Source organism: Pseudomonas benzenivorans, assembly GCF_033547155.1.
GTDB lineage: Bacteria > Pseudomonadota > Gammaproteobacteria > Pseudomonadales > Pseudomonadaceae > Aquipseudomonas > Aquipseudomonas benzenivorans_B.
The window spans coordinates 404195-425292 of sequence record NZ_CP137892.1 but is presented as its reverse complement, the minus strand read 5'-3'; the positions used below and the strand labels follow the sequence as shown (position 1 = coordinate 425292).

The 21098-nt window shown below is 68.3% G+C and carries 23 protein-coding genes; 20 read left to right on the top strand and 3 right to left on the bottom strand.

Going from position 1 to position 21098, the window contains the following annotated elements; all coding sequences use genetic code 11:
* Positions 1 to 33 precede the first annotated feature (33 nt).
* The 10 genes from SBP02_RS02050 (at position 34) to SBP02_RS02005 (ending at position 12852) form a co-directional block, all read left to right on the top strand.
* Positions 34 to 2253, top strand: a complete 2220-nt coding sequence (locus tag SBP02_RS02050; RefSeq protein ID WP_318644759.1) for a primosomal protein N' — start codon at positions 34 to 36, stop codon at positions 2251 to 2253.
* Positions 2254 to 2358: 105 nt separating this feature from the next.
* Positions 2359 to 4098, top strand: coding sequence for an arginine--tRNA ligase (argS, locus tag SBP02_RS02045; protein ID WP_318644758.1), 1740 nt, complete (start codon positions 2359 to 2361; stop codon positions 4096 to 4098).
* 1 nt (position 4099) lies between these two features.
* Positions 4100 to 4771, top strand: a complete 672-nt coding sequence (locus SBP02_RS02040) for an SPOR domain-containing protein (protein WP_318644757.1) — start codon at positions 4100 to 4102, stop codon at positions 4769 to 4771.
* A gap of 157 nt (positions 4772 to 4928) precedes the next feature.
* Entirely contained in the window at positions 4929 to 5462 is a 534-nt protein-coding gene (hslV, locus tag SBP02_RS02035) for an ATP-dependent protease subunit HslV (RefSeq protein ID WP_318644756.1), read from the top strand.
* Between the two features lie 26 nt (positions 5463 to 5488).
* Positions 5489 to 6829 carry an ATP-dependent protease ATPase subunit HslU gene (gene hslU, locus SBP02_RS02030; RefSeq protein ID WP_318644755.1) on the top strand — a complete coding sequence of 447 codons (1341 nt, stop codon included), beginning with the start codon at positions 5489 to 5491 and terminating at the stop codon, positions 6827 to 6829.
* A 53-nt stretch (positions 6830 to 6882) separates the two neighbouring features.
* Positions 6883 to 7257 carry a DUF971 domain-containing protein gene (locus tag SBP02_RS02025; protein ID WP_318644754.1) on the top strand — a complete coding sequence of 125 codons (375 nt, stop codon included), beginning with the start codon at positions 6883 to 6885 and terminating at the stop codon, positions 7255 to 7257.
* A 349-nt stretch (positions 7258 to 7606) separates the two neighbouring features.
* Positions 7607 to 9286, top strand: a complete 1680-nt coding sequence (gene phaC, locus SBP02_RS02020) for a class II poly(R)-hydroxyalkanoic acid synthase (protein WP_318644753.1) — start codon at positions 7607 to 7609, stop codon at positions 9284 to 9286.
* A 156-nt stretch (positions 9287 to 9442) separates the two neighbouring features.
* Complete coding sequence (gene phaZ, locus SBP02_RS02015) at positions 9443 to 10300, top strand: poly(3-hydroxyalkanoate) depolymerase (RefSeq protein ID WP_318644752.1); 858 nt, start codon at positions 9443 to 9445, stop codon at positions 10298 to 10300.
* A gap of 179 nt (positions 10301 to 10479) precedes the next feature.
* Entirely contained in the window at positions 10480 to 12162 is a 1683-nt protein-coding gene (phaC, locus tag SBP02_RS02010) for a class II poly(R)-hydroxyalkanoic acid synthase (RefSeq protein WP_318644751.1), read from the top strand.
* Positions 12163 to 12237: 75 nt separating this feature from the next.
* Positions 12238 to 12852, top strand: a complete 615-nt coding sequence (locus SBP02_RS02005) for a TetR/AcrR family transcriptional regulator (protein WP_318644750.1) — start codon at positions 12238 to 12240, stop codon at positions 12850 to 12852.
* A gap of 57 nt (positions 12853 to 12909) precedes the next feature.
* Here SBP02_RS02005 and SBP02_RS02000 read toward each other — a convergent pair whose 3' ends face one another.
* From SBP02_RS02000 to SBP02_RS01990, 3 genes are all read right to left on the bottom strand, one after another.
* Positions 12910 to 13713: a phasin family protein gene (locus SBP02_RS02000; RefSeq protein WP_318644749.1), complete on the bottom strand. Its 804-nt coding sequence runs from the start codon at positions 13711 to 13713 to the stop codon at positions 12910 to 12912.
* A gap of 11 nt (positions 13714 to 13724) precedes the next feature.
* Positions 13725 to 14153, bottom strand: a complete 429-nt coding sequence (locus SBP02_RS01995; RefSeq protein ID WP_318644748.1) for a phasin family protein — start codon at positions 14151 to 14153, stop codon at positions 13725 to 13727.
* 115 nt (positions 14154 to 14268) lie between these two features.
* A complete protein-coding gene (locus tag SBP02_RS01990; RefSeq protein ID WP_318644747.1) occupies positions 14269 to 14547 on the bottom strand; it encodes a polyhydroxyalkanoic acid system family protein in 279 nt (92 codons plus the stop codon).
* Positions 14548 to 14703: 156 nt separating this feature from the next.
* On the opposite strand from SBP02_RS01990, the gene ubiE reads away from it, so the two are divergent.
* The 10 genes from ubiE (at position 14704) to SBP02_RS01940 (ending at position 21087) form a co-directional block, all read left to right on the top strand.
* Positions 14704 to 15474 (top strand): bifunctional demethylmenaquinone methyltransferase/2-methoxy-6-polyprenyl-1,4-benzoquinol methylase UbiE, encoded by a 771-nt coding sequence (ubiE, locus tag SBP02_RS01985; RefSeq protein ID WP_318644746.1) that lies wholly within the window; start codon positions 14704 to 14706, stop codon positions 15472 to 15474.
* Entirely contained in the window at positions 15474 to 16091 is a 618-nt protein-coding gene (locus SBP02_RS01980) for a ubiquinone biosynthesis accessory factor UbiJ (RefSeq protein ID WP_318644745.1), read from the top strand. Before ubiE ends, SBP02_RS01980 begins: the two co-directional genes overlap by 1 nt.
* On the top strand, positions 16088 to 17677 hold the full coding sequence (gene ubiB, locus SBP02_RS01975; RefSeq protein ID WP_318644744.1) for a ubiquinone biosynthesis regulatory protein kinase UbiB: 1590 nt from the start codon (positions 16088 to 16090) through the stop codon (positions 17675 to 17677). Before SBP02_RS01980 ends, ubiB begins: the two co-directional genes overlap by 4 nt.
* A gap of 66 nt (positions 17678 to 17743) precedes the next feature.
* The gene (gene hisI / locus SBP02_RS01970) at positions 17744 to 18145 is read left to right on the top strand and encodes a phosphoribosyl-AMP cyclohydrolase (protein WP_318644743.1); all 402 of its coding nucleotides are present in this window, start codon (positions 17744 to 17746) and stop codon (positions 18143 to 18145) included.
* Positions 18138 to 18470, top strand: coding sequence for a phosphoribosyl-ATP diphosphatase (locus SBP02_RS01965; RefSeq protein ID WP_213639639.1), 333 nt, complete (start codon positions 18138 to 18140; stop codon positions 18468 to 18470). The genes hisI and SBP02_RS01965 overlap by 8 nt, the downstream gene beginning before the upstream one ends.
* Before the next feature lie 27 nt (positions 18471 to 18497).
* Positions 18498 to 18731 carry a twin-arginine translocase TatA/TatE family subunit gene (gene tatA, locus SBP02_RS01960; protein ID WP_213639640.1) on the top strand — a complete coding sequence of 78 codons (234 nt, stop codon included), beginning with the start codon at positions 18498 to 18500 and terminating at the stop codon, positions 18729 to 18731.
* 12 nt (positions 18732 to 18743) lie between these two features.
* Positions 18744 to 19076 carry a Sec-independent protein translocase protein TatB gene (gene tatB / locus SBP02_RS01955; protein ID WP_318644742.1) on the top strand — a complete coding sequence of 111 codons (333 nt, stop codon included), beginning with the start codon at positions 18744 to 18746 and terminating at the stop codon, positions 19074 to 19076.
* Positions 19073 to 19870, top strand: coding sequence for a twin-arginine translocase subunit TatC (gene tatC / locus SBP02_RS01950; RefSeq protein WP_318644741.1), 798 nt, complete (start codon positions 19073 to 19075; stop codon positions 19868 to 19870). Before tatB ends, tatC begins: the two co-directional genes overlap by 4 nt.
* On the top strand, positions 19867 to 20574 hold the full coding sequence (locus SBP02_RS01945) for a 16S rRNA (uracil(1498)-N(3))-methyltransferase (RefSeq protein ID WP_318644740.1): 708 nt from the start codon (positions 19867 to 19869) through the stop codon (positions 20572 to 20574). Before tatC ends, SBP02_RS01945 begins: the two co-directional genes overlap by 4 nt.
* Positions 20575 to 20667: 93 nt before the next feature.
* Positions 20668 to 21087, top strand: coding sequence for a UPF0158 family protein (locus SBP02_RS01940; RefSeq protein ID WP_318644739.1), 420 nt, complete (start codon positions 20668 to 20670; stop codon positions 21085 to 21087).
* Positions 21088 to 21098: the final 11 nt, after the last annotated feature.

Genomic DNA, 21098 nt, shown 5'->3' with positions numbered 1-21098 from the left:
TAAGATCGCCGCGACCTTGCCTGGAGCCTCTGCGTGCCCGCCGCCATCCTGCGTCTCGCCCTGCCCTCACCGCTGCGCCGCCTGTTCGACTACCGCGCCCCGCCCGGCGTGCCGCGCAGCGCCCTGCAGCCGGGCATGCGCCTGCGCGTACCCTTCGGCCGCCGCGAGCTGATCGGTATCCTCATCGAGATCGGCGACAGCAGCGAGGTGCCGGCGGACAAGCTCAAGCCCGCCCTGGAACTGCTCGACAGCCAGCCTCCGCTGCCGCCGGCGCTATTCAAGCTGTGCCTGTGGACGGCCCAGTACTACCAGCACAGCCTCGGCGACACCCTCAGCTGGGCCCTGCCGGTGCTGTTACGCCAGGGCGAGCCCGCCGAGGCGCGCCAGGAGCGCTTCTGGTTGCTCAACGACGGTGCCCGCATGGACGACCCGCGCCTGGCCCGGGCCCCGCGCCAGCGCGAGGCACTCAAGACCATCGCCCAGCACCCCCACGGCGTGCCCCACCAACTGCTCGGCCAGCTGCAGCTGAACAAGGACAGCCTGGAGCTGTTGCGGGACAAGGGCCTGGTGCGCATCGAGGTGCGCCGCCACGCCGCCAGGGAGCGCCACGGCAGCTGGCTGGCCCAGCCGGAGCTGGCGCTGAACGCCGAGCAGCAGATCGCGGAGCGCGCGGTGCGCGAGGGTTTCGGCCGCTTCGGCGCCTTCCTCCTGGCGGGGGTGACCGGCAGCGGCAAGACCGAGGTCTACCTGCAACTGATCCGCGCCACCCTGGAGGCCGGCAAGCAGGCCCTGGTGCTGATCCCCGAGATCAACCTGGGGCCGCAGACCCTGGCGCGCTTCGAACGGCGCTTCAACGCCCGCATCGCCCTGCTGCACTCGGCGGTGAACGACCGCGAGCGCCTGGACGCCTGGCTGGCGGCGCGCGACGGCGAGGCCGACATCATCATCGGCACCCGCTCGGCGCTGTTCACCCCGATGCGGCGCCCGGGGCTGATCATCATCGACGAGGAACACGACGCCTCCTATAAACAGCAGGAGGGCCTGCGCTACCACGCCCGCGACCTGGCCCTGGTGCGCGCCCGCCAGGAGAGCGTGCCGATCCTGCTCGGCTCGGCCACGCCCTCGCTGGAAAGCCTGCACAATGCCCACAGCGGCCGCTACCGCCTGCTGTGCCTGGAGCGACGCGCCGGCGGCGCCCAGCCGCCGCGCTTCCTGCGCCTGGACGTGAAGAGCCTGCCGCTCGACTCCGGCATCTCCGGGCCGCTGCAGCAGGCCATCCGCCAGACCCTGGAAGCCGGCCAGCAGGTGCTGGTGTTCCTCAACCGCCGGGGCTTCGCCCCGACCCTGCTGTGCCACGACTGCGGCTGGCTGTCGGAGTGCCCGCGCTGCGACGCCCGCATGACCGTGCACCAGCGCTCCAACGAGCTGCGCTGCCACCACTGCGGTCACACGCAGCGCCGGCCCAGCCACTGCCCCAAGTGCCAGAGACTCGACCTGCGCCCGGTCGGGGCCGGCACCGAGCGCGCCGAGGAACGCCTGGCGACCCTGTTCCCCCAGACCCCGGTGCTGCGTGTCGACCGCGACAGCACGGCGCGCAAGGATGCGATGCACGGCCTGTTCGAGCGCGTCCAGCGCGGCGAGCCGTGCATTCTGGTCGGCACCCAGATGCTCGCCAAGGGCCATCACTTCCCCCGGGTCACCCTGGTGGCCATCCTCGATGCCGACGGCGGCCTGTTCTCCGCAGACTTCCGCGCCAGCGAGCGCATGGCCCAGCTGATCGTCCAGGTCGCCGGCCGTGCCGGCCGCGCCGAGGAGCCCGGCCGGGTGATCATCCAGAGCCACCTGGCCGACCACCCCCTGCTGGTACAGCTGACCGAGCAGGGCTACTTCGCCTTCGCCGAGCAGGCCCTGGGCGAGCGCCGTGGCGCCGGCCTGCCGCCCTTCTGCCACCTGGCCCTGCTGCGCGCCGAGGCGCACAAGCCGGGTCAGGCCGAGGGTTTTCTCGACGAGGCCTGCAGCGAGGCCGAGTTGCTGCTGAACGAACTGCAACTCGAGGGCATCGAACTGCTCGGCCCGGTACCGGCGCCGATGGAGCGCCGCGCCGGCCGCTACCGCGCCCAGCTGCTGCTGCAGAGCGGCGCCCGGGCGCCGCTGCACCGTCTGCTGCACGTCTGGCTGGCGGCCCTGGAGCGGATGCCCGGCGGCCGCACGGTGCGCTGGTCGCTGGATGTCGACCCGATCGATCTGTTCTGATCGCCGACGACAGCGGTTGGCAAGCCTGGATGGGCCACGGATAATGTGCTGTTTTCAACCAGCGCCCCCGGGCGCCGCCGCGCCACGCGGCCGGACGAGCAGACCATGAAAGACAGCATTCGCCACCTGATCCAGCAAGCCCTGACCCGCCTGACCACCGAAGGCGTGCTGCCCGAGGGCCTGAGCCCGGCGATCCAGGTGGAGAACACCAAGGACAAGAGTCACGGCGACTTCGCCAGTAACATCGCCCTGATGCTGGCCAAGCCGGCCGCCATGAAGCCCCGCGAGCTGGCCGAGAAGCTGATCGCCGCGCTGCCGGCCGACCCGCAGATCAGCAAGGTGGACATCGCCGGCCCGGGTTTCCTCAACTTCTTCCAGAACAGCGACGCCCTGGCCGAGCGCCTGGACGCGGCCCTGGCCGACGAGCGCCTCGGCGTGCGCAAGGCCGGCGCGCCACAGCGGGTGGTGATCGACCTGTCCTCGCCGAACCTGGCCAAGGAGATGCACGTCGGCCACCTGCGCTCGACCATCATCGGCGACGGCGTCGCGCGGGTCCTGGAGTTCCTCGGCGACGAGGTGATCCGGCAGAACCACGTCGGCGACTGGGGCACCCAGTTCGGCATGCTGCTGGCCTACCTGGAAGAACAACCGGCCGCCGCCGAGAGCGAGCTGGCCGACCTGGAGGTGTTCTACCGCGCGGCGAAGAAGCGCTTCGACGAGTCGCCCGAGTTCGCCGACCGCGCCCGCCAGCTGGTGGTCCAACTGCAGGCCGGCGACGCCCGTTGCCTGGACCTGTGGCAGCGCTTCAACGACATCTCCCTGTCGCACTGCCAGAAGGTCTACGACCGCCTCGGCGTCAAGCTCAGCCCGGCCGACGTCAAGGGCGAGAGCGCCTACAACGCCGAGCTGCCGGGGATAGTCGCGGCGCTGCGCGACCAGGGCCTGCTGACCGAGGACAACGGTGCCCAGTGCGTGTTCCTCGAGGAGTTCAAGAACGCCGAGGGCAACCCGCTGCCGGTGATCGTGCAGAAGGCCGGCGGCGGCTACCTCTACTCGACCACCGACCTGGCCGCCATGCGCTTCCGCAGCCAGGTGCTGCAGGCCGACCGCGCCCTGTACTTCGTCGACCAGCGCCAGGCCCTGCACTTCCAGATGGTCTTCGAGGTGGCGCGCCGCGCCGGCTTCGTGCCCGCGGCCATGCAGCTGGAGCACATGGGCTTCGGCACCATGAACGGCGCCGACGGCCGCCCGTTCAAGACCCGCGACGGCGGCACGGTGAAGCTGATCGACCTGCTCGACGAGGCCGAGGAGCGCGCCTACGCCCTGGTCAAGGGCAAGAACCCCACGCTTGCCGAAACCGAACTGCGGCAGATCGCCCGCGCGGTGGGCATCGGCGCGGTGAAGTACGCCGACCTCTCCAAGCACCGCACCAGCGACTACAGCTTCAACTTCGAGCAGATGCTCAGCTTCGAGGGCAACACCGCGCCCTACCTGCTGTATGCCTACACCCGCGTGGCCAGCGTGTTCCGCAAGCTGGGCAAGGCGGTGACCGAGATCGACGGCCAGATCAGCCTGGACGCCGAGCAGGAACAGGCCCTGGCCGCCAAGCTGGCGCAGTTCGCCGAGGTACTGAACAATGTCGCCGACAAGGGCACGCCGCACCTGCTGTGCACCTACCTGTACGACCTGGCCGGGCTGTTCTCCAGCTTCTACGAGAACTGCCCGATCCTCGCCGCCGCGGACCAGGCCACCCAGCAGAGCCGCCTGCGCCTGGCGGCGCTGACCGGCCGCACCCTGCAGCAGGGCCTGCAGCTGCTCGGCCTGGAAACCCTGGAGCGCATGTAAGGTGGCCGCGCGCAAGAAGCCGGCCGCCAAGCGCGGCGCCAGCCGCTACAAGGCCCCGGCGAAGAAGCCGGTGCCGGCCTGGATCTGGCTGGCCTGTGGCCTGGCCATCGGCGGCTTCATGACCTTCCTGTTCAGCCTCGAGCCCGGCCGCGACGAGATCAAGCGCGACAAGGCCGAACAGGCGCGCAACGCCAAGCCGACCGCCAAGCCGAGCACGCCCGAGCCAGCCAAGCCCAAATACGACTTCTACACCCTGCTGCCGGAGTCCGAGGTCATAGTGCCGCCCCAGGCCCTGGAACAGCCGCCGGCAACGGTCGAGCAGAAGCCGGTGAGCGCCGAGGAAGCGGCGAAGATCGACGCGGCCCGCGCCGAGGCGGCGCTCAAGGGCGAGGTGCCGCCCCCGCCGCCGGTGGTGGCCAAGGCGCCGGTCACCACCCAGCTCTTCCTCCAGGCCGGCTCGTTCCGCCGCAAGGACGATGCGGAAAGCCTGCGCGCGCAGATCATCCTCCTCGGCCAGAACGTGCGCGTGGAGTCCGGCACGGTGCGCGAGGAGGTCTGGCACCGGGTGCTGATCGGCCCCTTCGCCGATCGCCAGCAACTGGCCCAGTCGCAGAAGACCCTGGCGGCCAACGGCTTCAGCAACCTGCTCCTGCAGCAGCGGCAGAGCCGCTGAGCCGTGCGCCGCACCGGCGGCGCGCGGCAATCCACTGTTACAGATGGGCGAGCGCCGTTCGGCCGAGAATCGTCCGGCGTCGGTTGAAAAGCGCCGCACGCCCCCCCATCTGAGTCTGCATTGGGCATTTTCGCCCCGCTGCGTGGAGACTCTCCCCTTGACCACCATCGTTTCAGTGCGCCGCCACGGCAAAGTCGTCATGGGCGGCGACGGCCAGGTGTCCCTCGGCAACACCGTGATGAAAGGCAACGCCAAGAAGGTTCGGCGCCTCTACCACGGCCAGGTGCTGGCCGGCTTCGCCGGCGCCACCGCGGATGCCTTCACCCTGTTCGAACGCTTCGAGGGCAAGCTGGAGAAGCACCAGGGCCACTTGGTGCGCGCCGCCGTCGAACTGGCCAAGGACTGGCGCACCGACCGCTCCCTGAGCCGCCTGGAAGCCATGCTGGCGGTCGCCAACAAGGACGCCTCGTTGATCATCACCGGCAACGGCGACGTGGTCGAACCCGAGCACGGCCTGATCGCCATGGGCTCCGGCGGCGGCTACGCCCAGGCCGCCGCCCTGGCCCTGCTGCAGCACACCCAGGAAATGAGCGCCCGCGAGGTCGCCGAGACCGCGCTGAACATCGCCGGGTCCATCTGCGTGTTCACCAACCAGAATCTGACCATCGAGGAACTGGACTCGGCCGTCTGAGCCGCCGTCCGTTCAGGAGCCGAATCATGTCCATGACCCCTCGCGAGATCGTCCACGAGCTCAGCCGCCATATCGTCGGCCAGGACGATGCCAAACGCGCCGTGGCCATCGCCCTGCGCAACCGCTGGCGGCGCATGCAGCTGCCGGCCGAGCTGCGCGCCGAAGTAACGCCCAAGAACATCCTGATGATCGGCCCGACCGGCGTCGGCAAGACCGAGATCGCCCGGCGCCTGGCGCGCCTGGCCAACGCGCCCTTCATCAAGGTCGAGGCGACCAAGTTCACCGAGGTCGGCTACGTCGGCCGCGATGTCGAGTCGATCATCCGCGACCTGGCCGACGCGGCGGTGAAGATGCTGCGCGAGCAGGAGATGACCAAGGTCCGCCACCGCGCCGAGGACGCCGCCGAGGAGCGCATCCTCGATGCCCTGCTGCCACCGGCGCGCACCGGCTTCAACGAGGACCCGGTGCCCAGCGGCGACTCCAACACCCGCCAGCTGTTCCGCAAGCGCCTGCGCGAGGGTCTGCTGGACGACAAGGACATCGAGATCGAGGTGGCCGAGGCCGCCACCGGCATCGAGATCATGACCCCGCCGGGCATGGAGGAGATGACCAGCCAGCTGCAGAACCTGTTCGCGGGCCTCGGCAAGGGCAAGAAGAAGAGCCGCAAGCTCAAGGTCAAGGAGGCCCTCAAGCTGGTGCGCGACGAGGAAGCCGCGCGCCTGGTCAACGAAGAGGAACTCAAGGCCCGCGCCCTGGAGGCGGTGGAGCAGAACGGCATCGTCTTCATCGACGAGATCGACAAGGTCGCCAAGCGCGGCAACACCGGCGGCGCCGACGTCTCCCGCGAGGGCGTGCAGCGCGACCTGCTGCCGCTGATCGAGGGCTGCACGGTCAACACCAAGCTGGGCATGATCAAGACCGACCACATCCTGTTCATCGCCTCCGGCGCCTTCCACCTGAGCAAGCCCAGCGACCTGGTGCCCGAACTGCAGGGCCGCCTGCCGATCCGCGTCGAGCTCAAGGCCCTCAGCCCCGAGGACTTCGAACGCATCCTCACCGAGCCCCACGCCTCGCTGACCGAGCAGTACGCCGCGCTGCTCAATACCGAGGGCCTGAACATCGAGTTCGCCGCCGACGGCATCAAGCGCCTCGCCGAGATCGCCTGGCAGGTCAACGAGAAGACCGAGAACATCGGCGCGCGGCGCCTGCACACCCTGCTCGAACGCCTGCTCGAGGAGGTGTCGTTCAGCGCCGGCGACCTGGCGTCCAAGCACGAGGACGCGCCGATTCGCATCGACGCGGCCTACGTCAACGGCCACCTCGGCGAACTGGCGGAAGACGAAGACCTGTCGCGTTATATTCTCTAGACCAGCCACCCAAGCCGCCCGGAGCACTCCGGGCGGCGTCCCAGGCGAAGACCATGAGCCCGATTCCCAGCGCCATTGAGCTGCACAAAGCCTCCAAGACCCTGACCCTGACATACGGCGAGCAGCGCTACAGCCTGCCCGCCGAGTTCCTCCGCGTGCACTCGCCCTCGGCCGAGGTCCAGGGCCACGGCAAACCCATACTGCAGACCGGCAAGCTGCATGTCGGCCTGAGCAGCATCGAGCCGGCGGGCAACTACGCCCTGAAGCTGTGCTTCGACGACGGCCATGACAGCGGCCTGTTCACCTGGGCCTACCTGTACGAGCTGGCCACCCGCCAGGACGAACTCTGGGCCGAATACCTGGCCGCACTCGCCGCAGCCGGCCAGTCCCGCGACCCGAACGAGTCCGTGGTCAAGCTGATGCTCTAATCGGGTGCGGGCCGGCCCCGCGCCCATACCGCCCCATCCCTCCCCCTGTCTCCAGCCCGCCGGCCACCCCGGCGGCGTCCCGTCCTGCCCGCCCGGTTAGAGCGCATTTTCTAATCCTTCCCGGCATACTTCCTGCGCATTCGGCCCGTATCGCCGCCAGCTTGCGCAAACTGACAAACTCGGGTAACCAGGGACCTGGCAGGTTCCCTGCATTTGTCCAACGGACAACTGCAAGAAAGTCGCGGAATAATCCGCCTTCGGTAACCCGAGCGATGCCCGGCCCTTCGGCCCCGTGTCTCCGTGCACAGCAGTTCGCCGGTATTCGCCTCAGGACAATGGAGCGTCGTTGATGACAGATAAACCCAGTGATGACCTGAAGAACCAAGCCTCCGAGAATACCCTCGGCCTCAATCCGGTCATCGGCATTCGCGGCAAGGACCTGCTGAGCTCGGCCCGCACCGTGCTCACCCAGGCCATCAAGCAACCCCTGCACAGCGCCAAGCACGTGGCCCACTTCGGCGTGGAGCTGAAGAATGTCCTGCTCGGTCAGTCCGAACTGACCCCCGAAACCGGCGACCGCCGCTTCGCCGACCCGGCCTGGAGCCAGAACCCGCTGTACCGGCGCTACCTGCAGACCTACCTGGCCTGGCGCAAGGAACTGCACGACTGGGTCGAGTTCAGCGACCTGTCGGAGCAGGACGTCAGCCGCAGTCACTTCGTCATCAATCTGATGACCGAGGCTATGGCCCCGAGCAACAGCATGGCCAACCCGGCCGCGGTCAAGCGTTTCTTCGAGACCGGCGGCAAGAGCCTGCTGGACGGCCTCAGCCACCTGGCCAAGGACCTGATCAACAACGGCGGCATGCCCAGCCAGGTCAACATGGATGCCTTCGAGGTCGGCCAGAACCTGGCCACCACCGAAGGCTCGGTGGTCTTTCGCAACGAGGTGCTGGAACTGATCCAGTACCGGCCGATCACCGAGCAGGTGCACAGCCGCCCGCTGCTGGTGGTGCCGCCGCAGATCAACAAGTTCTACGTGTTCGACCTGTCGCCGGAGAAGAGCCTGGCGCGCTTCCTGCTGCGCAACGGCGTGCAGACCTTCGTGATCAGCTGGCGCAACCCGACCAAGGCCCAGCGCGAATGGGGCCTGTCCAGCTACATCGAAGCGCTGAAGGAAGCCATCGAGGTGGTCAGCGCGATCACCGGCAGCGCGGACATCAACATGCTCGGCGCCTGCTCCGGCGGCCTCACCACCGCCTCGCTGCTGGGCCACTACGCCGCCCTCGGCGACCCCAAGGTGCATGCCCTGACCCTGCTGGTCAGCGTGCTCGACACCCAGCTGGACACCCAGGTCGCGCTGTTCGCCGACGAGACGACCCTGGAGGCTGCCAAGCGCCGTTCCTACCAGGCCGGCGTGCTGGAAGGCAGCGACATGGCCAAGGTGTTCGCCTGGATGCGCCCCAACGACCTGATCTGGAACTACTGGGTCAACAACTACCTGCTCGGCAACGAGCCGCCGGTGTTCGACATCCTCTACTGGAACAACGACACCACCCGCCTGCCCGCCGCCCTGCACGGCGAGTTCATCGAGATGTTCAAGACCAATCCGCTGACCCGCAGCGGGGCACTGGAAGTCTGCGGCACGCCGATCGACCTCAAGCAGGTGACCTGCGACTTCTACTGCGTGGCCGGCACCACCGACCACATCACCCCCTGGGAGTCGTGCTACAAATCGGCGCACCTGTTCGGCGGCAAATGCGAGTTCGTGCTGTCCAACAGCGGCCACATCCAGAGCATCCTCAACCCGCCGGGCAACCCCAAGGCGCGCTACATGACCAACAGCGAGATGCCACTGGACCCGAAGGCCTGGCAGGACGGTTCGACCAAGCACACCGACTCCTGGTGGCTGCATTGGCAGAAATGGCTGGCCGAGCGTTCGGGCGAGACCAAGAAGGCACCGAGCAAGCTGGGCAACAGGGCTCACCCGCCGGCCGAGGCCGCACCCGGCACCTATGTCCACGAACGCTGATCGACTGCGCTCTGCGCAGCACTGCCCGCGGCACCAGGAGGTGCCGCTCGACCACCCGGCCATCGCGGCGCGGGCAACGAACCAGGCGTCGCCCTGGCGGATCTGGAGGGGCCCGGATGGCCCGCCCCAGCGGTTTAACCAATAGGGCTCCTGCGCATGTCGTTACCCTTCGTCTTTCGCACCATCGAGCTCGATGGCCAGAGCATCCGCACCGCGGTCCGCCCCGGCAACGGCCAGATGGCTCCGCTGCTGATCTTCAACGGCATCGGCGCCAACCTCGAGCTGGTCATGCCCTTCGTCCGGGCGCTGGACCCGGACCTGGAGGTGATCGCCTTCGACGTGCCCGGCGTCGGCGGCTCCTCGACGCCCAGCACGCCCTATCGTTTCCCCGGCCTGGCCAAGCTGGCGGCGCGCATGCTCGACTACCTGGACTACGGTCAGGTCAACGCCATCGGCGTGTCCTGGGGCGGCGCCCTGGCCCAGCAATTCGCCCACGACTACCCGGAGCGCTGCAAGAAGCTGGTGCTGGCCGCCACCTCGGCCGGCGCGGTGATGGTCCCGGGCAAGCCCAGGGTGCTGTGGCGCATGGCCAGCCCGCGCCGCTATATCCAGCCCTCCTACGGCGTGCAGATCGCCCCGGACATCTACGGCGGAGCCTTCCGCCGCGACCCCAAACTGGCCCTGGCCCACGCCAGCAAGGTGCGCTCGGGCGGCAAGATGGGCTACTACTGGCAGCTGTTCGCCGGCCTCGGCTGGACCAGCATCCACTGGCTGCACAAGATCCGTCAGCCCACCCTGGTGCTGGCCGGCGACGACGACCCGCTGATTCCGCTGATCAACATGCGCCTGCTGGCCTGGCGCATTCCCAATGCCGACCTGCACGTGATCGACGACGGCCACCTGTTCCTGGTGACCCGCGCCGAGGCGGTGGCGCCGATCATCATGAAATTCCTCGCCGAGGAGCGCCAACGCGCGGTGATGCACCCGCAGCCGAGCGTCACCCGCGGCCACTGAGGCTGACGCGCCCCTCTGCACCACCTTGGTGCTCCCCCCGCAGACTTGACCCAGGGCCGGGCAGGGGCTAAGAACATGGGCGCAGCGCGCAGCACCGCGATCGCGCCTGCGCCTTGGTACAAGCCTTGCTGCTACCTGCAGACCTCGAATCTCAACGGATTGACGACGGAGTGTTGCCCATGCGAGATAAGCCCAGTACCGGCGCCCTGCCCCTACCCGCCACCTTCATGAATGCGCAGAACGCCGTGGTCGGCCTGCGTGGCCGCGACCTGCTGTCCACCCTGCGCACCCTGGCCCTGCAGGGCATCAAGCAGCCGGTGCACAGCGCCCGCCACGCCCTGGCCCTGGGCGGCCAGCTGGGCCGGGTGCTGCTCGGCGATACCCTGCACAAGGTCAACCCGCAGGATGCGCGCTTCGCCGATCCCACCTGGCAGCTCAACCCCTTCTACCGGCGCGGCCTGCAGGCCTACCTGTCCTGGCAGAAGCAGCTGGGCAGCTGGATCGACGAAAGCAGCCTGCCGGCCGACGACCGCGCCCGCGCCCGCTTCGTCACCACCCTGCTCGGCGATGCCCTGGCGCCCTCCAACTCCCCGCTCAATCCCCTGGCCGTCAAGGAGCTGCTCAACAGCGGCGGCGCCAGCCTGTTCAAGGGCCTGGGCCAGCTGCTCGACGACCTGCTGCACAACGACGGCCTGCCCAGTCAGGTGAGCAAGCAGGCCTTCGAGGTCGGCCACAACCTGGCCGCCACCCCGGGCGCCGTGGTGTTTCGCAACGAGCTGCTGGAGCTGATCCAGTACCAGCCGATGAGCGAGAAGCAGTACCAGCGCCCGCTGCTGATCGTGCCGCCGCAGATCAACAAGTACTACATATTCGACCTGTCCAACGACAAGAGCTTCGTCCAGTACACCCTGAAGAACGGCCTGCAGTGCTTCATCGTCAGCTGGCGCAACCCCGATGCCCGGCACCGCGAGTGGGGCCTGTCGAGCTATGTGCAGGCCCTGGAAGAAGCCATGGACGCCTGCCGGGCGATCACCGCCAGCAAGGATGTCAACCTGCTCGGCGCCTGCGCCGGCGGCCTGACCATCGCCGCCCTGCAGGGTCATCTGCAGGCCAAGCGGCAACTGCGCAAGGTGGCCAGCGCCACCTACATGGTCAGCCTGCTCGACAGTCAGATCGACAGTCCGGCCATGCTCTTCGCCGACGAGCAGACGCTCGAGGCCGCCAAGCGCCGCTCCTACCAGCGCGGCGTGCTCGATGGCCGCGACATGGCCCGGGTGTTCGCCTGGATGCGGCCCAACGACCTGATCTGGAACTACTGGGTCAACAACTACCTGCTCGGCAAGCAACCACCGGCCTTCGACATCCTCTACTGGAACAACGACTGCACCCGCCTGCCCGCGGCCCTGCACGGCGACCTGCTGGACTTCTTCAAGTACAACCCGCTGACCCACCCGGGCGGCCTGGAGGTCTGCGGCACGCCGATCGACCTGCAGAAGGTCAGCCTCGACAGCTTCAGCGTGGCCGGCATCAACGACCACATCACCCCCTGGGACTCGGTCTACCGCTCGGCCCTGCTGCTCGGCGGCAGCCGGCGCTTCATCCTGTCCAACAGCGGCCACATCCAGAGCATCCTCAACCCGCCGGGCAATCCCAAGGCCAGCTTCCTGGAGAGCCCCAAGCTCAGCGGCGACCCGCGCGCCTGGTACCACGACGCGCAGAAGCACGAGGGCAGCTGGTGGCCGCAGTGGCTGGCCTGGATCCAGCAGCGCTCCGGCGAACAGCGCCAGCCCCTCTCGGCCCTGGGCAGCCCGCGCTATCCGGCCATGGAAGCCGCACCGGGCACCTATGTGCATGTGCGCTGAGTCGAACGGACTGCGGCCGGCCGCAGCCCCGGCCCGGCATCCCGCCCCTTCACGCGCCCCCACCAAGAAGACTCGATGAAGACCCGCGACCGCATCCTCGAATGCGCCCTGACGCTGTTCAACCAGCAGGGCGAGCCCAACGTCTCCACCCTGGAGATCGCCAACGAACTGGGCATCAGCCCGGGCAATCTGTATTACCACTTCCATGGCAAGGAGCCGTTGATCCTCGGCCTGTTCGAACGCTTCCAGGCCGAGCTGGCGCCGCTGCTCGACCCGCCGGCCGATGCCCGCCTGGACGCCGAGGACTATTGGTTGTTCCTGCACCTGATAGTCGAACGCCTGGCCCACTACCGCTTCCTGTTCCAGGACCTGTCCAACCTGGCCGGGCGCCTGCCCAAGCTGGCCCGCGGCATCCGCCAGTGGCTCAACCTGCTCAAGCGCACCCTGGCCACCCTGCTGGCGCGACTGAAGGCGGAGAATCAGCTGGTCAGCGAAACCCAGGCCCTGGGCCAGCTGGTCGAGCAGATCACCCTGACCCTGCTGTTCTCCCTCGACTACCAGCGCATCCTCGGTGCAGAGGGCGAGAGCCGCCTGGTGGTGTACCAGGTGATGATGCTGGTGGCGCCCCACCTGAGCCCCGAATCGCGCCTCGCCGCCGAGCAGCTGGCCCGGCGCTATCTGGAGGTGTGAGGTCCTAAAACGCCGACGCCCGGCACGGGCCGGGCGTCGGGAGAGCAGGCGTCTGCCTCAGGACTGGCTGGCGGGCGTGCTCGGCGCCGGAGTTTCCGTCGGAGCCGGCGCAGCGGCGGGCGCCACCGGTTCCGAAGAGGCCGGCGCCACCACCTTGGCCAGCGGGGTCTTCTTCACCGCCGGTTTCTTCGCTACGGCCGGCTTGGCGGCGACCTTGGCGGCCGCTCCGGCGAGTGGTGCCGCCTCTACCTTGGGCGCAGGCTTCGCGGCGGCCTTAGCGGCAGGCTTGGCCGCGGGTTTAGCCGTCGCTGGCTTGGCCGCGGTCTTGCTCGCCGGCTTGGCAGCCGGTTTGGCCGCAGCCTTGGCGGCCGGCTTGGCGGCGGGTTTGGCCGCCGCTTTCGCAGGCGCCTTGCGCGCCGGCTTGACCGACTTGGCGGTGACCCCGGTGAGCGCTTCGAGTTGCTTGGTCAGGCGCTCGACCTTGTCGTTGAGCGCCGCCACCTCGTTGCGGCTGGGCACGCCCAGGCGCGAGATGGCGTTGTGCAGACGCTTGTCGAACGCCTCCTCCAACTCGCCCCACTTGCCCATGGCCTTGTCCTTGACCACATCGACCTTGGACTTGGCGGTCCCGACCTTCGACTCGACGGTGGACTTCACCGACTCGACCTGCTTGTCGACCTCGCTCTTGGCCTGCTTCTCGGCCTTTTCGCCATCCTTGACCAGGGTGTCGAACAGCTTGGTGCCGTCCTTGCTGACTTTGGAGTAAGCGCCGAGGCCGGCCAACCAGATCTGGCGCGAGTACTTCTCGACCTCGCCGATCCAGGAACTGGTCTGTTTTTCGGTTTTCTTCTTAACAGCCATCCTGCTCTCCTTTATTTGCTACGCGCGACATGCTCGAGCAATGCGCCCAGTTCATCCAGCTTAGCAGAGAGCTCTTCGATATCTTGCTTGGTCGGGATGCCGATGCGCTTGAGGGCGCCGGCTACGCGGTTGTCGAAGGCCTTCTCGATCTTGTCCAGCTGCACATCGACCTTGCCCTTGACGCTGGTGACGCGGTTCTTGACGCCGTCGAGCTGGCTGTTGGCCGCCTCGACCTGCTCGCCGACCAGCTTCTTGCCCTGCTCCTCGACGCCTTCGCCAGCCTTGACCAGCTCCTTGAAATACTCGGCGCCTTCCTGCCCGGCCTTGGCATAGGCCCCCAGGCCCGCCAGCCAGACCTTGCGGGCGTAGACTTTGACATCGCTCAGCACGCCGGCTTTGGCTTCGACTTCGGTTTTTTTCTTGATCGCGACTTTCGACATGGTGCACCTCAGGCTCGATGATTTGAGGAAACGCCCACGGAATGCAGGCTTAGGTGCACGGTATCGAGGAAAATTAGAAACCGCATACTAGCCGCCGCAATCCGTGCAGCGCGCCTCAGGCCTTGAGGTTCTTGTCCAGCGCCTCCTCGATCTGCCGCTTGATGCTGCCGCCCATGGCCGACAGCAGCAGGCCGAGCTTGAGCTCCACGCGCACCCGGTCCTCGCCCACCTCGATGCGCCCATCGGCACCGCTGCGCTTGAACTCCAGGGTGTCGCCGCTCCAGCGGTAACGCACGTCGAACTCCCGGGCCAGGCGCTCGGCCAACTGCTCGGCCTTCTCCCGCGCCACCTCGCGACCGAGGTTATGGGAACGCTCCACATCGATTCGGGTCATGGCCTGTCTCCTCACTGCGACCTTAGGTCGCGCGACTATAACAGCCCGCGGCGGCGCCCCGCGTGCCATAGCGCCGCACGTGCCAAGACAAAGGTAGGCCGCGGGTTTAGAATGGCCGCCACTTTGATTCAGCCTCTCTGCTTAGGAACGGGCGACATGACCGACACGCGCAAGCGCAGCGACAGCGAACCCACCACGCACTTCGGCTTTCAGGATGTTCCGGAGAGCCAGAAGGCGCAGAAGGTCGCCGAAGTCTTCCACTCGGTGGCCGCCAAGTACGACCTGATGAACGACCTGCTCTCCGGCGGCCTGCATCGCCTGTGGAAGCGCTTCACCATCGAGCTGTCGGGCGTGCGCCCGGGCAACCGGGTGCTGGACATCGCCGGCGGCACCGGCGACCTGACCAAGCAGTTCGCCCGCCTGGTCGGTCCCCAGGGCGAGGTGGTGCTGGCCGACATCAACGCGTCGATGCTCAAGGTCGGCCGCGACCGCCTGCTCGACCGCGGCGTGGCCGGCAACGTCAAGTTCGTCCAGGCCGACGCCGAGAAGCTGCCGTTCCCGGACAACCACTTCGACTGCGTGACCATCGCCTTCGGCCTGCGCAACGTCACCCACAAGGAGGACGCCCTGCGCTCCATGCTGCGGGTGCTCAAGCCCGGCGGTCGGCTGCTGGTGCTGGAGTTCTCCAAGCCGTCCAGCGAGCTGTTGTCCAAGGTCTACGACACCTATTCGTTCCGCTTCATGCCGCTGATGGGCAAGCTGATCACCAACGACGCCGAGAGCTACCGCTACCTGGCCGAATCGATCCGCATGCACCCGGATCAGGACAGCCTCAAGGCGATGATGGCCGAGGCCGGCTTCGAGCGCGTCACCTACCACAACATGACCGGCGGCATCGTCGCCCTGCACCGCGGCATCAAGCCCTGATGCTGCTGAGCGGGCTGCTGGCCGGGGTCGAGCGCGGCCTCAACCGGGTGCTGGCCATGGACGGCACGGCGCTGCCGCGCCTGGCGCGCCTGCGCGGCCGGGTGATCGAGGTCGACTGCCGGACGCCTGCGCTGCAACTGTTCATCCTCGCCGACGAACAGGGCCTGCGCCTGGCGCCACACTGGGCCGGGGAGATCGCCTGCCGCCTGCGGGCACCGGCCAGCAGCCTGCTGCGCCTGGCCAGCAGCGCCGACAAGAGCGCCGTGCTGCACAGCCCCGAGGTCGAGCTGGACGGCGACAGCGCCGCCCTGCTGGAACTCGCCGCCATCCTCCAGGACCTCGAACTGGACTGGGAGTACGAGCTGACCCGCTGGCTCGGCCCGGTCGGCGCCCAGTTGCTCGCCGGCCACCTGCGCAGCCGCGCCGGCTGGACCGCACAGAGCCTCGACAGCCTGCGCCTGAACCTGGCCGACTACCTCAGCGAGGAGTCGCGCAGCCTGGTCGGCCGCCGCGAGGCCGATGCGCGCTTCGCCGAACTGGATAGTCTCAAGCTCGCCCTCGACCGCCTCGACGCGCGCATCGAGCGCCTCGTCCAACGCCATAAGCCCACGCCATGAAGCTGCTCGCCGCCCGTCGTCTGCTACGCATCCAGCGCGTGGTCATCCGCTACCGGCTCGATGACCTGCTGTTCGACCTGCCGCTGCCGCTGTGGCTGCGCGCCCTGCGCTACGCCCTGCCCTGGCACTGGCTGCCACGCCGCACGCTGCAGCTGTCGCGCGGCGAGCGCCTGCGCCTGGCCCTGGAGGAGCTGGGGCCGATCTTCATCAAGTTCGGCCAACTGCTGTCCACCCGCCGCGACCTGCTGCCGCCGGACGTGGCCGACGAGCTGGCCAGGCTGCAGGATCAGGTGCCGCCCTTCGACCCGGCCCACTCCCTGGCGCTGATCGAGGCCCAGCTGGGGGCCAAGGTCGGCGAGGTGTTCGCCCGCTTCGACGCCAAGCCGCTGGCCTCGGCCTCGGTCGCCCAGGTGCATGCCGCGCAGCTCAAGAGCGGCGAGGAAGTGGTGGTCAAGGTGATCCGCCCGGGCCTCAAGCCGGTGATCCGCCAGGACCTGGCCTGGTTGTTCATCCTCGCCCGGCTGGCCGAGAAGGCCTCCCCCGACGCCCGCCGCCTGCGCCCGGTGGAGGTGGTGAGCGACTACGAGAAGACCATCTACGACGAACTCGACCTGCTGCGCGAGGCGGCCAACGCCAGCCAGCTGCGGCGCAACTTCGAGGGCTCGCCGCTGCTCTACGTGCCCCAGGTGTACTGGGACCTGTGCCGGCCCAAGGTGCTGGTGATGGAACGCATCTACGGCGTGCCGGTGACCGACCTGGCCAGCCTGGCCGACCAGCGCACCGACATGAAGCTGCTGGCCGAACGCGGGGTGGAGATCTTCTTCACCCAGGTGTTCCGCGACAGCTTCTTCCACGCCGACATGCACCCCGGCAACATCTTCGTCAGCACCCGCCAGCCGTGGAACCCGCAGTACATCGCCATCGACTGCGGCATCATCGGCAGCCTCACCGCCGAGGACCAGGACTACCTGGCGCGCAACCTGCTGGCCTTCTTCAAGCGCGACTACCGCCGCGTCGCCCAGCTGCACATCGACTCCGGCTGGGTGCCGGCGCAGACCCGGGTCAACGACTTCGAGGCGGCCATCCGCACCGTGTGCGAGCCGATCTTCGAGCGCCCGCTCAAGGACATCTCCTTCGGCCAGCTGCTGCTGCGCCTGTTCCAGACCGCGCGGCGCTTCAACATGGAGGTGCAGCCGCAGCTGGTGCTGCTGCAGAAGACCCTGCTCAACATCGAGGGCCTGGGCCGCCAGCTGTACCCGGACCTGGACCTGTGGAGTACCGCCCAGCCCTTCCTCGAGCGCTGGATGCGCGAGCGCATCAGCCCGCGCCATCTGCTGCGCAACCTGCAGCAGCAGGTCGAGCAGGTGCCGCACCTGTCGCAGATGGCCCGCGACACCCTGGAACGCCTCAATCAGCAGCAACCGACGGCCAAGGCCGAGCCCACCGCCAAGCAGCAGTGGCCAATCCGCCTGCTCGGCGCCCTGCTGGTCGCCGGTGCGGCGGCCCAGGGCCTGGCCCTGAGTCTGCCGGCCTGGCCCAGCTGGGTCACCCTGGCCGGCGGTCTCTACCTGGTGCTGCGCCGATAGCCAGGCCCGCACCGCGCTGGCACACTAGACCTCTACCCAACAGGCCCGCGACGGGCGGAAGTAGCGATGAACGATTGGCTCGACGAGATCAACTGGAACAGCGACGGCCTAGTGCCGGCGATCGCCCAGGACCACCAGACTGGCCGCGTGCTGATGATGGCCTGGATGAACCGCGAGGCCCTGGCCCTGACCGCCGCCGAGCAGCGCGCCATCTACTGGTCACGCTCGCGTGGCAAGCTATGGCGCAAGGGCGAAGAGTCCGGCCATGTGCAGAAGCTGCACGAGCTGCGCCTGGACTGCGACGCCGACGTGATCATCCTCAAGGTCGAACAGCTCGGCGGCATCGCCTGCCACACCGGCCGCGAGAGCTGCTTCTACCGGGTGCTCGAGGACGGCGCCTGGAAAACCGTCGATGCGGTGCGCAAAGACCCGCACGCCATCTACAGCGCAGGACATGCCCATGACTGACACCCTGAGCCGCCTGGCCGAAGTGCTGGAGGCGCGCAAGGGCGCCGCCGCCGACAGTTCCTACGTCGCCAGCCTGTACCACAAGGGCCTGAACAAGATCCTCGAGAAGGTCGGCGAGGAGTCGGTGGAGACCATACTCGCCGCCAAGGACGCCGCCGCCAGCGGCGACTGCAGCGAGCTGATCTACGAGACCGCCGACCTGTGGTTCCACAGCCTGGTCATGCTCGCCGCCCTCGGCCAGCACCCCCAGGCCGTGCTGGACGAGCTGGACCGGCGCTTCGGCCTGTCCGGGCATGCGGAAAAGGCCGCGCGCCCGCAAAACTGATCAACCCTTTACGACGGAGTACGCATCATGGGATTCGGTGGCATTAGCATCTGGCAACTCCTGATCATCCTGCTGATCGTGGTCATGCTGTTCGGCACCAAGCGCCTGAAGAACCTGGGCGGCGACCTGGGCGACGCGATCAAGGGCTTCCGCAAGTCGATGGGCAACGGCGAGGAAGACAAGCCGGCGGTGGACGAGCACAAGGGCCAGACCATCGACGCCCAGGCGCGCAAGGTCGAAGAGCCGGCGAAGAAAGACTAAGAGCCGACCGCCATGTTCGACATCGGCTTCACCGAACTGCTGCTGGTCGGCCTGGTCGCCCTGCTGGTGCTCGGCCCCGAGCGCCTGCCCGGTGCCGTGCGCACGGCTGGCCTGTGGATCGGCCGGATCAAGCGCAGCTTCAGCGCGATCAAGGCCGAGGTCGAGCGTGAAATCGGCGCAGACGAGATCCGTCGGCAGCTGCACAACGAGAAGATCCTCGAACTGGAGCGGGAGATGAAGGCGATGAAGCAGGACCTGCTGTCGCCCGCCACGACCGCCCAGCCCGAGAAGACCGCCGAACCCGCCACGCCGGACGCCAGCCAGGACAAGCCCGCCCAACCATGAGCCGACCAACCGAAGGCGACCAGGAAATGCCCCTGGTCTCGCACCTGACCGAGCTGCGCACGCGCCTGCTGCGCAGCGTCGTGGCGGTGCTCGCGCTGTTCGCCGGGCTGTTCTACTTCGCCCAGGACATCTACGCCCTGGTCGCCGCGCCGCTGCGCGCCTACCTGCCGGAAGGCGCGACCATGATCGCCACCGGGGTCGCCTCGCCCTTCCTGACCCCGTTCAAGCTGACCATGATGGTCGCCCTGTTCCTGTCGATGCCGATCATCCTGCACCAGATCTGGGGCTTCATCGCCCCGGGGCTGTACAAGCACGAGAAACGCATCGCCGTGCCGCTGCTGATCTCCAGCATCCTGCTGTTCTACGGCGGCATGGCCTTCGCCTATTTCGTGGTGTTCCCGATCATGTTCGGCTTCTTCGCCAGCGTCACCCCGGAAGGGGTGGCGATGATGACCGACATCGGCCAGTACCTGGACTTCGTCCTGACCCTGTTCTTCGCCTTCGGCGTGGCCTTCGAGATCCCGGTGGCGACCTTCCTGCTGATCTGGGTCGGCCTGGTCGACGTCGCCACCCTGCGCAAGAGCCGTCCCTACGTCATCGTCGGCTGCTTCGCCGTGGGCATGCTGCTGACCCCGCCGGACATCTTCTCCCAGACCCTGCTGGCCGTGCCGATGTGGCTGCTGTTCGAGTCCGGCGTGTTCTTCGGCAGCCTGATCCGGCGCCGCGCCGAGCACGACGCCGAGGCGGAACCCGAGGCGGAATCCGAAGACCAGCCCCCCGCGCCGCAACCGTGAACCTGCTGCTGCTGGAAGACGGCGACTTCGTCGCCGCCGATCGCGTGGTGCTCAGTGGCCGGCGCCTCAAGCACCTGCACGAGGTGCACCGCGCCGAGGCCGGCGACAGCCTGCGGGTCGGCCGCCTGAATGGCCCGATGGGCCGCGGACAGCTGCTCACTCTCAGCACCGACGAAGCCGAACTGCAGGTCGAACTCGATCAGCCGCCGCCGGCCAAGCTGCCGCTGACCCTGCTGCTGGCCCTGCCACGGCCGAAGATGCTCCGGCGCGTGCTGCAGACGGTCAGCGCCATGGGCGTGCCGCGGCTGATCCTGCTCAACAGCTACCGGGTCGAGAAGAGCTTCTGGCAGACCCCCTTCCTCGAGCCGGCGGCCATCCGCGAGCAGCTGGTACTCGGCCTGGAGCAGGCCCGCGACACCGTGCTGCCCGAGGTGCTGATCGAGAAACGCTTCAAGCCCTTCGTCGAGGACCGCCTGCCACAGCTGAGCGCCGGCAGCCTCGGCCTGGTCGGCCATCCCGGCCCCTACCCCGCCTGCCCGCGCGCCGTCGACGGGCCAGTCACCCTGGCCATAGGCCCGGAGGGCGGCTGGATTGCCTACGAGGTGGAGAAGCTGCAGGCCGCGGGCCTCGCGCCGGTGCAGCTGGGCGAGCGCATCCTGCGCGTGGAAACCGCGGTCAGCGCCCTGCTGGCTCGGCTGTTCTAAGCGCCCGACGGCGACTGGCGCCGCCAGGCGGCATGGCCAAGCCCGGTGCGCCGGGCTATTGTCGGGGCAGGACAGCCATCGGAGCCCAGCACCATGCGCCCTTTGACTCTAGACCTGCCACGCATCGAACAGGCCCTGCTCAGTCAGGCCGAGATCGAACACTACCTGGACCTGGTCAACGGCAGCGTGCTGAGCGTCGCCCCCGGCGATCCGCCGCCCGGGGCCGACGAGAAGTACGACGTGCAGCCGGACCGCTACCTGGCCATCGACCCCCTGCCCCTAGGCCAGGCCCTGGCCCTGCGCGAGGCCTTTCTGGACGGCCTGCACGATCCCCAGGCGCACAGCCTGCTCAGCCACGCCCTGGCCGGGCGCAAGCCGCTGCGGACCTTCGACTATCAGCTGGAAGCCCTGCCGCGGGTGCGTCAGGCCTGGCTCGCCTTCCAGGCCCAGCAGGTGCGCGAGCTGGCGCTGGAGTGGCTGCAGGACAACGGCCTGGAGCAGGTCCGGCACTAGGGTGCCGCCCG

Coding starts and splice junctions, on each gene's coding strand:
- argS (WP_318644758.1), top strand. CDS start 2,359: ATGAAAGACAGCATTCGCCACCTGATCCAGCAAGCCCTGACCCGCCTG.
- hslU (WP_318644755.1), top strand. CDS start 5,489: ATGTCCATGACCCCTCGCGAGATCGTCCACGAGCTCAGCCGCCATATC.
- SBP02_RS02025 (WP_318644754.1), top strand. CDS start 6,883: ATGAGCCCGATTCCCAGCGCCATTGAGCTGCACAAAGCCTCCAAGACC.
- phaC (WP_318644753.1), top strand. CDS start 7,607: ATGACAGATAAACCCAGTGATGACCTGAAGAACCAAGCCTCCGAGAAT.
- phaZ (WP_318644752.1), top strand. CDS start 9,443: ATGTCGTTACCCTTCGTCTTTCGCACCATCGAGCTCGATGGCCAGAGC.
- phaC (WP_318644751.1), top strand. CDS start 10,480: ATGCGAGATAAGCCCAGTACCGGCGCCCTGCCCCTACCCGCCACCTTC.
- SBP02_RS02005 (WP_318644750.1), top strand. CDS start 12,238: ATGAAGACCCGCGACCGCATCCTCGAATGCGCCCTGACGCTGTTCAAC.
- SBP02_RS02000 (WP_318644749.1), bottom strand. CDS start 13,713: ATGGCTGTTAAGAAGAAAACCGAAAAACAGACCAGTTCCTGGATCGGC.
- SBP02_RS01995 (WP_318644748.1), bottom strand. CDS start 14,153: ATGTCGAAAGTCGCGATCAAGAAAAAAACCGAAGTCGAAGCCAAAGCC.
- SBP02_RS01990 (WP_318644747.1), bottom strand. CDS start 14,547: ATGACCCGAATCGATGTGGAGCGTTCCCATAACCTCGGTCGCGAGGTG.
- ubiE (WP_318644746.1), top strand. CDS start 14,704: ATGACCGACACGCGCAAGCGCAGCGACAGCGAACCCACCACGCACTTC.
- SBP02_RS01980 (WP_318644745.1), top strand. CDS start 15,474: ATGCTGCTGAGCGGGCTGCTGGCCGGGGTCGAGCGCGGCCTCAACCGG.
- ubiB (WP_318644744.1), top strand. CDS start 16,088: ATGAAGCTGCTCGCCGCCCGTCGTCTGCTACGCATCCAGCGCGTGGTC.
- hisI (WP_318644743.1), top strand. CDS start 17,744: ATGAACGATTGGCTCGACGAGATCAACTGGAACAGCGACGGCCTAGTG.
- SBP02_RS01965 (WP_213639639.1), top strand. CDS start 18,138: ATGACTGACACCCTGAGCCGCCTGGCCGAAGTGCTGGAGGCGCGCAAG.
- tatA (WP_213639640.1), top strand. CDS start 18,498: ATGGGATTCGGTGGCATTAGCATCTGGCAACTCCTGATCATCCTGCTG.
- tatB (WP_318644742.1), top strand. CDS start 18,744: ATGTTCGACATCGGCTTCACCGAACTGCTGCTGGTCGGCCTGGTCGCC.
- tatC (WP_318644741.1), top strand. CDS start 19,073: ATGAGCCGACCAACCGAAGGCGACCAGGAAATGCCCCTGGTCTCGCAC.
- SBP02_RS01940 (WP_318644739.1), top strand. CDS start 20,668: ATGCGCCCTTTGACTCTAGACCTGCCACGCATCGAACAGGCCCTGCTC.